The 12915-nt window shown below is 62.3% G+C and carries 11 protein-coding genes; 2 read left to right on the top strand and 9 right to left on the bottom strand.

Annotation, left to right across the window (positions count from 1 at the left end; genetic code table 11):
• The first annotated feature begins 232 nt into the window (after nt 1-232).
• Nucleotides 233-814: a lysozyme inhibitor LprI family protein gene (locus tag RW095_RS25050; RefSeq protein ID WP_317021592.1), complete on the top strand. Its 582-nt coding sequence runs from the start codon at nt 233-235 to the stop codon at nt 812-814.
• Here RW095_RS25050 and RW095_RS25045 read toward each other — a convergent pair.
• The 4 genes from RW095_RS25045 to RW095_RS25030 all read right to left on the bottom strand — a co-directional run bounded on the left by RW095_RS25045 (nt 811) and on the right by RW095_RS25030 (nt 4591).
• A complete protein-coding gene (locus tag RW095_RS25045; protein ID WP_317022670.1) occupies nt 811-1353 on the bottom strand; it encodes a nucleoside deaminase in 543 nt (180 codons plus the stop codon). The two genes, RW095_RS25050 and RW095_RS25045, sit on opposite strands and share 4 nt — an antisense overlap.
• Before the next feature lie 87 nt (nt 1354-1440).
• Entirely contained in the window at nt 1441-2583 is a 1143-nt protein-coding gene (locus RW095_RS25040) for a BMP family ABC transporter substrate-binding protein (RefSeq protein WP_317021591.1), read from the bottom strand.
• A gap of 159 nt (nt 2584-2742) precedes the next feature.
• Entirely contained in the window at nt 2743-3096 is a 354-nt protein-coding gene (locus RW095_RS25035; RefSeq protein WP_317021590.1) for an ArsR family transcriptional regulator, read from the bottom strand.
• A 61-nt stretch (nt 3097-3157) separates the two neighbouring features.
• Nucleotides 3158-4591, bottom strand: coding sequence for an aminotransferase-like domain-containing protein (locus RW095_RS25030; RefSeq protein ID WP_317021589.1), 1434 nt, complete (start codon nt 4589-4591; stop codon nt 3158-3160).
• Between the two features lie 166 nt (nt 4592-4757).
• Here RW095_RS25030 and RW095_RS25025 point away from each other — a divergent pair, with 166 nt between their 5' ends.
• Nucleotides 4758-7106 (top strand): FdhF/YdeP family oxidoreductase, encoded by a 2349-nt coding sequence (locus RW095_RS25025; RefSeq protein WP_317021588.1) that lies wholly within the window; start codon nt 4758-4760, stop codon nt 7104-7106.
• A gap of 50 nt (nt 7107-7156) precedes the next feature.
• On the opposite strand, the gene RW095_RS25020 is transcribed toward RW095_RS25025, so the two are convergent.
• From RW095_RS25020 to RW095_RS25000, 5 genes are all read right to left on the bottom strand, one after another.
• Nucleotides 7157-7660 carry a M48 metallopeptidase family protein gene (locus RW095_RS25020; protein WP_317021587.1) on the bottom strand — a complete coding sequence of 168 codons (504 nt, stop codon included), beginning with the start codon at nt 7658-7660 and terminating at the stop codon, nt 7157-7159.
• Between the two features lie 79 nt (nt 7661-7739).
• On the bottom strand, nt 7740-9038 hold the full coding sequence (locus tag RW095_RS25015; protein WP_317021586.1) for an L-fuconate dehydratase: 1299 nt from the start codon (nt 9036-9038) through the stop codon (nt 7740-7742).
• Between the two features lie 42 nt (nt 9039-9080).
• Nucleotides 9081-10022, bottom strand: a complete 942-nt coding sequence (locus tag RW095_RS25010; protein ID WP_201701394.1) for an ABC transporter substrate-binding protein — start codon at nt 10020-10022, stop codon at nt 9081-9083.
• An 89-nt stretch (nt 10023-10111) separates the two neighbouring features.
• A complete protein-coding gene (locus RW095_RS25005; protein ID WP_317021585.1) occupies nt 10112-11137 on the bottom strand; it encodes an ABC transporter permease in 1026 nt (341 codons plus the stop codon).
• Nucleotides 11138-11153: 16 nt separating this feature from the next.
• Nucleotides 11154-12665, bottom strand: a complete 1512-nt coding sequence (locus RW095_RS25000; protein WP_128595435.1) for a sugar ABC transporter ATP-binding protein — start codon at nt 12663-12665, stop codon at nt 11154-11156.
• Between the last annotated feature and the right edge of the window lie 250 nt (nt 12666-12915).

Here is a 12915-nt window from a genome sequence, read left to right as displayed (position 1 = left end):
CATCGGCAAGAATGCGTAAGCAGCGCATCAGGGTATACCCGCCAAACGCGAAGATGTCCCGCGGCAGTGCTTCCATTGGCCGTGCATTGCGCTATCGGGGGCGGCGGGCGGCCTCGCGCGAGGCAATATCTGGTAATCACTTCAGGGAAGTGCTGCGTTTTTCCGGCGTCCGCACGGCGCGCGATCGGACGATCATCCGTTGCATGAAAAACCATGCATTGCGTGAATCGTCATGAAAATTGTCCGCCCCATTCTGATCGCCGCGCTGCTGATCGCGCATTCGTCCGTTCATGCCGCGAGTTTCAACTGCAGCAAGGGCCATTCGTTCACCGAGAAGATGATCTGCAACGACACGGCGCTGTCGCGTCTCGACGACACACTGGGACAGCTCTACTGGAAAGCGCGCCGAAGAGCGCCCGACCGGCGCGGCTTCATCGCCGACAGCGACAGCAAATGGCTGTGGCGCGAGGCCAATTGCCGGGACGCTGCGTGTCTCGGGACGTGGTACGCAACGCGTATCGACGAGCTTCAGCAATGGCTTGCGAGCCAGCCGACGGGCGCGCCGCCTGCGTTGGCCCAACCGTCGGAACCTGGCGATGCGCTCAAGCCCGCGCCGCCGGACCGCCCGCGCAAGCCGTCCGTGCCCGCGCCTTCCACCGTCGATACAGCCATGCTCCAATGCACGGCCGCGCATCCGGGGATCGCGATCGGCGAGCAGTGCCCGAGCGTCATCAAGCAGAACGACAGCCGGTGGAAATACCGGCCGCATGGCGGCGACTGGTTCTGCGGCGTCGCGATGTTGGAACCGAGCTAGCGGCTATTCCAGAACCTGCGTTGCACGTCCATCACCTCGGCCTCGACTTCGGCGACCGGGCCGATCACCTCCACGCGCTTCTGACAGTGATCGAAGACATACCGGCACTCGACGCTCATGGTCGGATTCTCGGCGTGATCGCCAGTCGCCTCGAGCAGGCGCTTCTCGGTCATACCGAACACCACCCGGCCGATGTTCGCCCAATACATCGTGCCCGCGCACATGCAACACGGTTCGACCGACGTGTACAGCGTGCAACTCCCCAAGTACTCTGGTGTGAAGTTGAGCGCCGCCACGCGAGCGAGCACCGACTCCGCATGATTCACCGTGTCGACGTTGCCCTGCTCCATCAACACGGTCTCCTGGTCCGGGCCGACCAGGACCGCGCCGAACGGATGATGCCCGAGCAACGTCGCCCGCTCGGCGATCCGGCTCGAATGCCGCAGATGCCGCACGATCTGCTCGTGTGTGGGCGTCAAGCCCTGCGGCGGAAAGCAAGCCGCATTAGCACTGGCGGTTGCGCTGGCGGTCGGGCTCACCGCCGCGCTCGGAACAGTCAGACTCACGGGCGATCTCCTGGTCGTTGTTGTCGGCAAGCCGGGACGTTCAATGCGGCTCGCGCTACTTTACTTCGGCAGCGAACCGTCGACGCCCTGCACGAACCAGTTCAAACGCAGCAGCTCCGCGTCGCTCAGCGACTTGCCCGCCGCAACTTTCACTGCACCCGACTGATCCGCGATCGGCCCGGCGAACGGATTGAACTTGCCGGATACGATATCGTCCCGCTTCTGGCTCAACGCCTTCTGCGCAGTGGGCGACACCGCTTCGGTGTTGATATCGGCGAGATCGATCGCCTTCTCTTTGAGGCCCCACCACACCGGCGCGTTGTTCCATGTGCCCGCCATTACCTGCTGCACCAGATACGTGTAATACACGCCCCAGTTGCTCACGCACGCGCCCAGTTGCGCATTCGGCCCGAACTTCTTCATGTTCGAGTCCCAGCCGAACGCGTGTACCTTCTTCTGCTCGGCGGTCTGCATGGTGGCTGTCGAATCCGTGTTCTGGATGAGGACGTCCGCGCCTTGGCCGATCAGCGTTTCGGCAGCCTGCTTCTCGCGGCCTGGATCGAACCAGCTATTGATCCACACCACTTTGACGCGCACCTTCGGGTTCACGGAGCGAGCGCCCATCGTGAACGCGTTGATGTTGCGCACCACTTCCGGCACCGGCACCGAGCCCACGAAGCCGAGCGTGTTCGACTTCGTCGTATAACCGGCGACGAGCCCGGCGAGATAGGCGCTCTGGTAGGTGCGGACGTCGTACGTCGCGAAGTTGGCCGCTTTCTTGTAGCCGGTCGCGTGTTCGAACACCGTGTCCGGGAAGTCCTTGGCGACCTTCAGTTCGAAGTCCTGGAAGCCGAAGCTCGAACCCACCACGATCTTGTTGCCCTTCGACGCGAGATCGCGGAACACGCGCTCAGAATCCGCGGACTCCGGCACGTTCTCGATCCGCGTCACCTTGATCTTGTCGCCGAACTTCGCCTCGACCTCTTTCACGCCCTGTTCGTGCGCATAGGTCCAGCCGGCGTCGCCGGGATTGCCGAGGTAGACAAACGCAATGCCGACGGGCTGCGCGGTGGCCGCCGACGCTGCCGTTGCAACAGAGCCGAGGCTGAGGCCGACGGTTGCGGCGCATGCCGCAACGAGCGCGGTTCGGACGGTCTTGATACGCAATGATCGATGCAGCGCTCGCGCCAGCGTTGTTTTCATGAATTCTCCGAAATCGATTGAGGGGTTCGCCTGGCGCCCGTTGTTCCGGGCAAGGCTCCAGCATAGGGGGCCATATTCCGAGGTCAATTTCAGAGGAAAAATTATTCGCTGTTATCCCGTGTATAACGGAATCGATATTGCTGCGGCCGCCGCGATCAACTAGTGAAGGCTCGGCGGCTGCGTGTCGTTAGGATCGGTCGCCTCATCATCGCCCGCCGCCCCGCCCTCGCCGAACAGCTCCGCGCACACATCCCGGCCGGTCTCGCTCAGACGCGCGGTGCCGGCGCCTTCCTCGTTGAACGTCGTCTCCACGAGACCGCCGTCGACGAGCGCCGTCAACTGCCGCAGAAGCGCGCTCATCGGCACGTTGGCCTGCTTGGAGAGCCTCGCTAGCGACCACGCGCCGCTGGCCCTATCCCGGCCGGGCCTCGCCTCTCCGAAGCTTTCGCGATGCGCCCGCCAAAGCTGCCCCAGCACGGCTATCAGCACCGGATCGATTTCATCGTCATCCATTCGTGTCTCCTTCTTGATGTTTTATCTGCCGACCTGTGCTGCACCGACTCGTGCAAGCGCGTCACGCCATCTGCGCCACCAGTTCGCCGAGTGTCTTCAACGCCGCCTCGCTTTGCGCAGTCCACGGGTAGCTGTAATTGAGCCGGATGAAATGGCGAAAATCGTTGCGCGTCGAAAACATCATGCCCGGCCCGACCGTGATGCTGCGCGCGAGCGCCGCCTGATAAAGCCGCATCGAATCGACACGCTCGGGCAACTCCACCCACAAAACGTAGCCGCCTTGCGGCGTCGAGATACGGGTGCCGGCCGGAAAAAAACGCCGCACCAGCGCGGTCATGATGCTCGCCTGCTGCCGGTAGACCTTGCGAACATGCCGCAGATGCCGGTCGTAACCGTCCTGTCGCAGATAATCGGCGACCGCGACCTGCGGCGCGGAAGGCGTAGTGAGCGTATTCAGAAACTTCAGCTTCTCGACCTGAGCACGATAACGTCCCGGCAACGCCCAGCCTATCCGGTACGACGCGGTGAGGCTTTTCGAAAACGACGCGCAATGCAGCACGAGCCCTTGCGTGTCGAAGCTTTTCAATGTCGACGGCCGCGTCTCGCCGAAATACAACTCCTGATAAACGTCGTTCTCGATCACGGGGATCTGATGCGCGGCGAGCAATTCGACGAGCTGCCGCTTGCGCGCGTCCGGCATCTGGAACCCGAGCGGATTCTGGAAGTTCGGCATCACCATGCAGGCGGCGATCTTCTGTCGCGCGATCACCTGCGCGAGCGCGTCGATGTCGATTCCGTCGACGGGATGCGTCGTCACCTCGATCGCGCGCATTCCGAGTCGCTCGATCGCGTGCAGCATCGCGTAGTAGGTCGGCGATTCGACGGCCACTGTGTCGCCAGGCTTGGCGACCGCCTGCAGGCTCAAGTTGATGGCCTCGGTGGCGCCGAGCGTGATGACGATCTCGCCCGGATCGACCGGCATGCCGTTCTCGGCGTAGCGCCGGGCGATCTGCCGGATCAGCTCCGGGTTGCCGGGCGGCAGATCGTCGATCAGGTTCCAGCTCGCCTGACGGCGGGCAATCGCGTTCGCGTACTGGTTGATGCGGCGCCATGGAAAGAGCGATGGATCGGGATACGGCGAGCCGAACGGCACGGCGTCGTGCGCGCGAATGCTGCGAAGCGTCGATAGAACGAGGCGGCTAACGTCGACTTCGGCTGCGACCGGCGCCACTAACGGCGCAGGCTTACCGCCCGGCAGCCGCGTCTCGGGCCTGAACGCTTGCAGCGCGGCTTCGCGCACGAAATACCCTGATTGCGGCCGTGTTTCGACAATGCCGCGGCTCTCCAGCAACGCGTACGCATGCAGCACCGTCTTGATGCTCACGCCATGCTGCTGGCTCGCATACCGCACCGACGGAATCCGCTCGCCGGCGGCGAACACGCCCCGGCGCACGGCTTCGGTGATTTCGTCGGCGAGCTTTTCGTACAGTTTCAAAGACGTAGCTCAAGGAAATGGATCGTTTGAGACGCAAGTCTATGACAAAACGCAAGCAACTGTATCCCTTCCCTTTTTGATTTTCTGTATGCTGCACTGCGATTGGAACACAGTAGTCTGGAACATCGGCTCGAAAAGCCATGACAAGACCACGCGCGGCAACATCATGAAAAAATCCGAAACACGCAGCGAATCCGGCAGCGAAGCTCGCATCGAGCCGTACAAGCATCCGGCAGCGGGCTGGGGGGCGCTCAAATACGTCGCCATCAACCTGATCAAGGAAAAGGTGACGGGCGGCAACTACCGCACGCTGCTCAAACAGAATCAGCCGAACGGCTTCGACTGCCCCGGCTGTGCATGGCCCGACCGCGAGCACGCATCCACGTTCGAGTTCTGCGAGAACGGCGTAAAAGCGGTGGCCGCCGAGGCAACCAGCAAGCGCGTCACGCCCGCGTTCTTCGCGGAGCATACCGTCGCCGAACTGATGACGCAGTCCGACTTCGAGCTGGAGCAGCACGGCCGCCTGACCGATCCGCTCGTCTATGACGCGATGCGCGACCGCTACGTGCCGATCGGCTGGGACGAAGCGTTCGATCTGATCGCGAGCCATCTGAAGCGTCTCGACGATCCGAACGAGGCCGCGTTCTATACGTCGGGCCGCGCGAGCAACGAAGCAGCGTTCCTCTACCAGTTGTTCGTCCGGATGTACGGCACCAACAATTTCCCCGATTGCTCGAACATGTGCCACGAAGCGACGAGCCGCGGCTTGCCTCACACCGTCGGCATCGGCAAGGGCACGGTGACGCTCGACGACTTCGAACATGCCGACACGCTGCTGATCTTCGGCCAGAATCCGGCGACCAACCATCCGCGAATGCTCGGCGAACTGCGCGAGTGCGCAAAGCGCGGCGCGACGATCGTGTCGATCAATCCGCTGAAAGAACGCGGGCTGGAACGTTTCGCGAGCCCGCAGCATCCAGTGGAAATGCTGACGATGGGCAGCACGAAGATCAGTTCCGTGTTCATCCGCCCGAAAGTCGGCGGCGACTTCGCGCTTATCAAGGGCGTCGCCAAGCGCGTGATCGAACTGGACGACGAAGCTCAGGTTTCCGGCCTGGAACGCGTGCTCGACGTCGCGTTCATCGCCGAACATACGATCGGCTTCGAGGCCTTCGCCGAAGATCTGCGCGCGGAAAGCTGGGAGACCATCGTCGCCGAAGCGGGCGTGCTGTTCGAGGATGTTCTGAAGCTCACCGACATCTACGTGAAGGGCCGCGCGGTGATCTCGACGTGGGGCATGGGCCTCACGCAGCACAAGAACTCCGTGCCGACGGTACAGCTGCTGTCCAACCTCATGATGATGCGCGGCAATATCGGCCGGCGCGGCGCGGGCCTGTGCCCGGTGCGCGGACACTCGAATGTGCAGGGCGACCGCACCGTCGGCATCGAAGAGAAGCCGACGCAGGCGTTTCTCGACCGGCTCGGCGAGGCCTATCGTTTCGAGCCGCCGCGCGAGCATGGGCTCGACGTCGTCAATACGATTCAGGCGATGCTCGATGGCAAGGTCAAGGTGTTCATCGGTCTCGGCGGCAACTTTTCGATTGCGACGCCCGACACGCCGCGCACGTGGGAAGCGATGCGGTCGTGCGATCTGACCGTGCATATCACGACGAAGCTCAACCGCAGCCACCTCGTGCATGGCCGCGACGCGCTGATTCTGCCGACGCTCGGCCGCACCGAGATCGACTTGCAGAACGGCGTTGCGCAAGGCGTGAGCGTCGAGGATTCGATGAGCATGGTGCACATCTCGTACGGGATGAATAAACCGGCGTCGGAGAATCTGCTGTCGGAAATTGCGATCGTCGCGCGCATGGCGCATGCGACGCTCGGCAGCGACAAGGTCGATTGGCTCGCGCACGCCGCGGATTACTCGCTGATTCGCGACGGCATCGAAAAGGTAATCGACGGCTTTCACGATTACAACGAGCGGCTCAAGCGCCCGGGCGGCTTCCATCTGGGCGTCGCCTCGCGCGAGCGGATCTGGAAAACGCCCACCGGCAAGGCGCAGTTTCTCGTGCATGCAATCGCGCTCGACACGCCGATTCATCGCGCGCGGGAACAGCACGGCGAGCGCCTGATGACGTTGATGACGACGCGTTCGCACGATCAGTACAACACGACCATCTACGGTCTCGACGACCGTTATCGCGGCGTGTATGGACAGCGGCGCGTGCTGTTCGCCAACAAGGACGACATCGGGATGCTGGGGTTTGCCGCCGGACAGCGCGTGGATATTACCAGCGTGTGGGCCGATGGCATCGAACGTCACGCAGATGGCTTTCTGCTGGTCGAATACGACATTCCACGCGGTTGCCTCGGCGCTTACTACCCGGAGACGAATCCGCTCGTGCCGCTGTCGTCGGTCGCGGACGGTGCGGGTACACCCACTTCAAAGTCGATTCCGGTGCTGCTCAAGGCGTCGGCAGTCGAAATGGCTGAAGCGGTCGCCGCTTGAAAAGACGATGACGTGCCGGGTGCTTCCGCCTGGAAACACCTCGGCACGTATCAAGCCTGACTCTTCGCCGACTCGCGATGGGTCAGGTAAAGCCGCAGGTCGAACTCGATCTGGTGGTAACCCGGCTGCATGAACTCGCACAGGCGGTAAAACGCCTTGTTGTGATCGCTCTCTTTCAGATGCGCGAGTTCGTGCACGACGATCATTTTCAGAAACTCCGGCGCCGCCGCTTTGAATAACGACGCAATGCGGATTTCCTTCTTCGCCTTCAACTTGCCGCCCTGCACGCGCGAGATGCTCGTGTGCAGGCCCAACGCGTGACGCACTACGTCGAGCTTGCTGTCGTAGGTGACTTTGTCGAGCTGTTCCGCGCTGCGCAGATGCTCGCGCTTCAATTCCGCGCAGTACGTGTAAAGCGCGCGATCCGTCTGCACTTCGTGCGTGTGCGGATAGCGCGCGGCGAGGTAGGCGCCGAGTTGATCGTCGGCGATCAGATTTTTGACTTTCTCCAGCAATGCGGGCGGATAGCCGCTCAGGTATTTCAGATGGTGCATGGTCGTGGCTTTGCGTTGGCGCCGCTTGAAAATGCGGAACGCTAAACGCCGAGTTTACATGGCCACACCAGAGAAGCGCTCAAGGGCGCCAAACGGGACCGTGAGGAAAGTCATGCTGGTCGAGCGAGGCCGCGTGCATTTCGATGCTGTAGCCCGGCCGCTGCGGCGGCATATAACGGCCATTGCGGATCACGACGGGATCGACAAAATGCTCATGCAAGTGGTCCACATATTCGAGCACCCGGTTTTCGAGCGACGCCGACACGCAGATATAGTCGAACAGCGAAATATGCTGCACGTACTCGCATAAGCCGACGCCGCCCGCGTGCGGACACACGGGCACGCCGAACTTCGCCGCCATCAGCAGCACGACGATCACCTCGTTCAGACCGCCCAAACGGCAACTGTCCACCTGACAAAAATCGATTGCGTGCGCCTGTAGCAACTGCTTGAACATCACGCGATTATGGCAATGCTCGCCCGTCGCCACACCGATTGGCGCAAGCCGCCGGCGGATCGCCGCGTGACCGAGAATGTCGTCGGGGCTCGTGGGCTCTTCGATCCACCACGGGTCGAATTGCGCGAGATGCCGCATGTTCGCGATGGCTTCATCCACATCCCATACCTGATTCGCGTCCATCATCAGCTTGCGGTCCTGGCCGATCTCTTCGCGCAGGATGCGAGCGCGGCGCATGTCCTCGTCGAGATTGCCGCCGACTTTCTGCTTGAAATGCGTCCAGCCTTGAGCGACGCCTTCGCGCGCGAGCCGCCGAATCTTGTCGTCGTCATAGCCGAGCCAACCCGCCGACGTCGTGTACGCAGGATAGCCACGCGCGAGCATTTCGTTCTCGCGCTCGCTCCTCGTGGCCGCGTGACGATGCAGCATCGCGATGGCTTCCTGCGGCGTGATCGCGTCCGTCACATAGCGGAAGTCCAGACACCGCACGAGTTCTTCCGGGCTCATGTCGACAAGCAGTTTCCACACCGGCTTGCCTTCTGCTTTTGCCCACAGGTCCCACGCCGCGTTGACGACCGCAGCCGTCGCCAGATGGATCGCGCCCTTGTCCGGACCGATCCAGCGCAACTGGCTGTCCGAGGTCAGCATGCGCCAGAAAGCGCCCATGTCCGCGGCAATCTCTTCAAGCGTTCTACCGACGACGAGCGGAGCCAGCGCCTCCACCGCCCTCACGCAGATTTCGTTGCCGCGCCCGATCGTAAATGTCAGCCCGTGGCCGGTAAGCGCGTGCGGCGCGTCCGTTTCAAGCGTGACGTAGGTGGCCGAATAATCGGGCGCGGCGTTCATCGCATCTGAGCCGTCGAGCGAACGCGAAGTCGGAAACCGGATATCCCTGACGGACAGCGTGGTAATCGTGGTCATGTGAGCACGCTCCTCGACGGCGGTTGGTAAAGCGGCGATCAATCAATCGTAGAGCACGGCCGCGATCTTCGGATCGTTCATGTTGCTCTTGTCGTACCAGTAAAAGCCGGTGTCGACTTTCTTCGGCAGCTTCTCGCCCTTGAGCGCCTTCACCGCGGAATCGACGACACATTTGCCGATCCCGATCGGGTTCTGCGTGATCGCGCCGGCCATCAACCCGGAGTTGATGTCGTCTTTCTGCTCCTTGCCCGAGTCGTAGCCAATTAGCACGAGCTTCTTGCCGGACTCCTTGACGCCGATCGCGGCGCCTTCCGCCGAACCCTCATTGGCGCCGAAAATGCCCTTCAGGTTCGGATTCGCCTGGATCATCGCCTTGGCGATTTCCGCCGACTTCAGATGGTCCCCGCCGCCGTACTGCACCGAGACGATCTTGACGTTCGGATGCTTGCTCTTCATCTGGTTGAGGAAACCGTCGCGGCGGTCGATGCCCGTGCGGCTCGTCTGATCGTGCACGATGACGCCGACTTCCCCGGCATTTCCGATCGCCTCGGCCATCTTGTCGGCGGCGAGCGCGGCTGCGGCGAGATTGTCGGTCGAGCAGGTCGTGAGCGGAATGTCGCTGTCCACGCCGGAGTCGAACGCAATGACCGGAATCTTCGCGGCCTGCGCTCTTCGCAAAAGCGGAATGGCCGCCTTGCTGTCGAGCGCGGCGATGCCGAGCGCCTGCGGTTTTTTCGCGAGCGCGGCCGACAGCATGTCGATCTGCTTGTCGACCATTGCCTCCGTCTCCGGTCCTTCGAAGGTGATCCTGACCTTATGTTCCTTCGCGCCCTGTTCGGCGCCCGCCTTGACCGCCTGCCAGAACTGATGCTGGAAGCCCTTGGAAATCAGCGGGATGTAGACCTCGTCCGCGTGTGCCAGATTCGCCCCGCCGACGAGCGCGCCGACGCCGACCACGACGCCGAATAGTTTTCGATTCAACATGAAATATCTCCTCCTGAGGTGTGGACCCTTCTTCTTCAGCCGTCAGGGAAGCCTTGTGGCGCCTCCCGTTGTTGATGTTGTCGCGAGCGTCAGCTCTTCCTGCGTCGCAAGATGTCCGCGTAGACCGCAAGAATGATGATGAGGCCGGTCACCACGATCTGCCATTCCTGAGCAACGGACATGATGCGCAAGCCGTTGGTCAGCACACTCATGATGAATGCGCCGATGATGGTGCCGAGTATCGTGCCCGAGCCGCCGGAAAGCGAGGTCCCGCCGATCACCACGGCCGCAATCGCTTCGAGTTCGTAACCCTGGCCGAGCGCCGGCTGCGCCGAATTCAGGCGCGACGCGATCAGCAAGCCCGCAACGCCGCAAATCGCGCCGCCCAAGCCGTAAATGGCGATCTTCCACCTGTCGACGTTCACGCCCGAGAGCCGCACCGCTTCTTCGTTGCTGCCGAGCGCGAACGTGTAGCGGCCAAGCGCCGTGCGATTGAGCGTAATCGAACTCATGATGGCGAGAAAGAACAGAATCAGCACTGCGTTAGGAATCGGCAGGCTCGGCACCAGATAACCGATCAACGAGTCCTGCGAGATCATGTAGAAGTTTTCGGTGTCGGTGAAATAGATCGGCTTGTCGGCCGACACGACAAGCGATAGCCCCTTGAGCAGCAACATCATGCCAAGCGTGGCGATGAACGGCGGTATTTTCATCTTCGCGGTGAGCGTGCCCGAAATGGTGCCGCAGATCGCGCCCGTGCCGATCGCGGCAAGTACGCCGAGCCACATCGGCAAATGCCAGTAGGTGAGAAACACGCCGCAAATGACCGCGGTGAAAGTCATCAACGTGCCGACGGACAGGTCGATGCCGCCGGTAATGATGACGAACGTGGAGGCAATCGCCAGCACTCCGTTGACCGCCGTCGCCTGCAGAATGCCGAGGATGTTGTCCATCTGCATGAAAGCGGGCGACGCGAAGCTGAAAAACACCAGCAGCAGGATCAGGCTCGCGAAGGCAAGCAGCTTCTGCAAAGCAGTCGGCGAGAAGATGCGGGCTCTGAGGCCGGTCAGGCGCCGCTGGCCGGTCAGCGCGGAAGAATCGGGTTGCATTGTCATAGCGTCCTCTCGCGGCTCACGCCGCTTTCAGTGTTTGGCGCTGCGTGGCCAGATGCATGATGCGCTCCTGGGTCGCCTGCTCCGCTGGGAGTTCACCGGTAATACGGCCCTCGCACATCACGACGACGCGGTCGCTCATGCGCAATATCTCCGGCAGTTCCGACGAAATCATCACGATCGCCTTACCCTCGTCCGCGAGCGAGCGCAGCAGCTTATAGATTTCGCTCTTCGCGCCGACGTCGATGCCGCGCGTCGGTTCGTCGAAGAACAGCACGTCGCAGTCGCGCTCCAGCCACTTCGCGATCACGATCTTCTGCTGGTTGCCGCCCGACAGCAGCCGCACTTCCTGCGCGGCGGACGGCGTACGGATCGCGAGCAGATTGATGAAGTGGGACGCGCGGCGGCGCATCCGCGCGCGGCGCAGAAAAAAGTTGAGCGACAGGAAATTGCGCAGGTTCGACATGACGATGTTCGATTCGACGTCCATGCCGGTGGCGAGCCCGAAGCGCTTGCGGTCCTCCGACAGATAGCCGATGCCATGCGCCACAGCGTCGCTCGGCGTTCTGATCGAAGCCTTCGCGCCTTTCACGAAGATCTCGCCGGACTCGACCGGATCGGCGCCGAACACGGCCCGCGCGACCTCGGTGCGGCCCGCGCCCATCAGGCCGGCAAAGCCTAATATCTCGCCCTTGCGCAGCGTGAAACTCACGTCCCGCACGAGCGGGCCGGCGTGCAGGTTTTTGACTTCGAGCGCGATTTCGCCTTGCGACGCGGCGCTCCCGGCGGGCGCAACGTCGCTCAAGGTCCGCCCGACCATCATGCCGATGATCGCCTCGACGCTCGTGTCGGCGGCGGCGACGGTGGCCACGTACTCGCCGTCGCGCAGTACGGTGACGCGATCGGCGATCTGCTTGAGCTCGTCCATCTTGTGCGAGATATAGACGATGCCGACGCCGCGCTGCTTCAGTTCACGGATGATGCGAAAAAGCTCGGCGATTTCGGCGTCGTTGAGCGCTGAGGTAGGCTCGTCCATGATGAGCACGCGCGAGTCGAACGACAAAGCCTTGGCGATTTCGACCATCTGCTGGCTAGCAACCGTCAGGTTGCCGACCATGGCGCGCGGGTCGAGGTTCACATGCATGCGCGAGAGGATTTCACGCGCCTGTGCGTTGAGCTTGTCTTCGTCGAGAAAGAGGCCAAGCCGCCCGCGAGGCTCACGGCCGATGAACATGTTCTGTGCGACCGTCAGGTGATTCATCAGTTGGAGCTCCTGATGAATGATGCCGATGCCCGCGGCTTGCGCGTCGCGCGGGCTCTGCAACTCCACCGGCTGGCCGCCGAGCAGAATCTCGCCGGAATCGCGGGTGTACACGCCGGCCAGGATTTTCATGAGCGTCGATTTGCCAGCGCCGTTCTCGCCCATCAGCGCGTGGACTTCGCCCGCGATCAGGTCGAACTGGACGTCGTGAAGCGCCCGCACGCCGGGGAAGCTCTTGCTGAGCTTTTTGACGGAAATCAGCGGGGTCATGGCGCGAAGCCGATGGCGAGCGAGCGGCGAACGGCCGCCTCAACCCGGAAGACGGGTCGCGAAAGCGCCGGGCGGCCCGGTTTTGTTCGATTGAAATCGCAACTAGAAGCCAGGCACATTGCTGGACCCCCAAACCGATGTGCGACGATTCTACGACGCGCGGCGGGAGTGGCTCAAGCTCAGGCATTCCCCAGTGTGTGCAGTGCTTACGTGGGTGGGATTTGTGCACAGTTTGGGATTGGGGGTGGGG

The organism is Paraburkholderia kirstenboschensis (genome assembly GCF_032806925.1).
Classification (GTDB): domain Bacteria; phylum Pseudomonadota; class Gammaproteobacteria; order Burkholderiales; family Burkholderiaceae; genus Paraburkholderia; species Paraburkholderia kirstenboschensis.
This window is presented reverse-complemented; position numbering and strand designations above follow the sequence as displayed.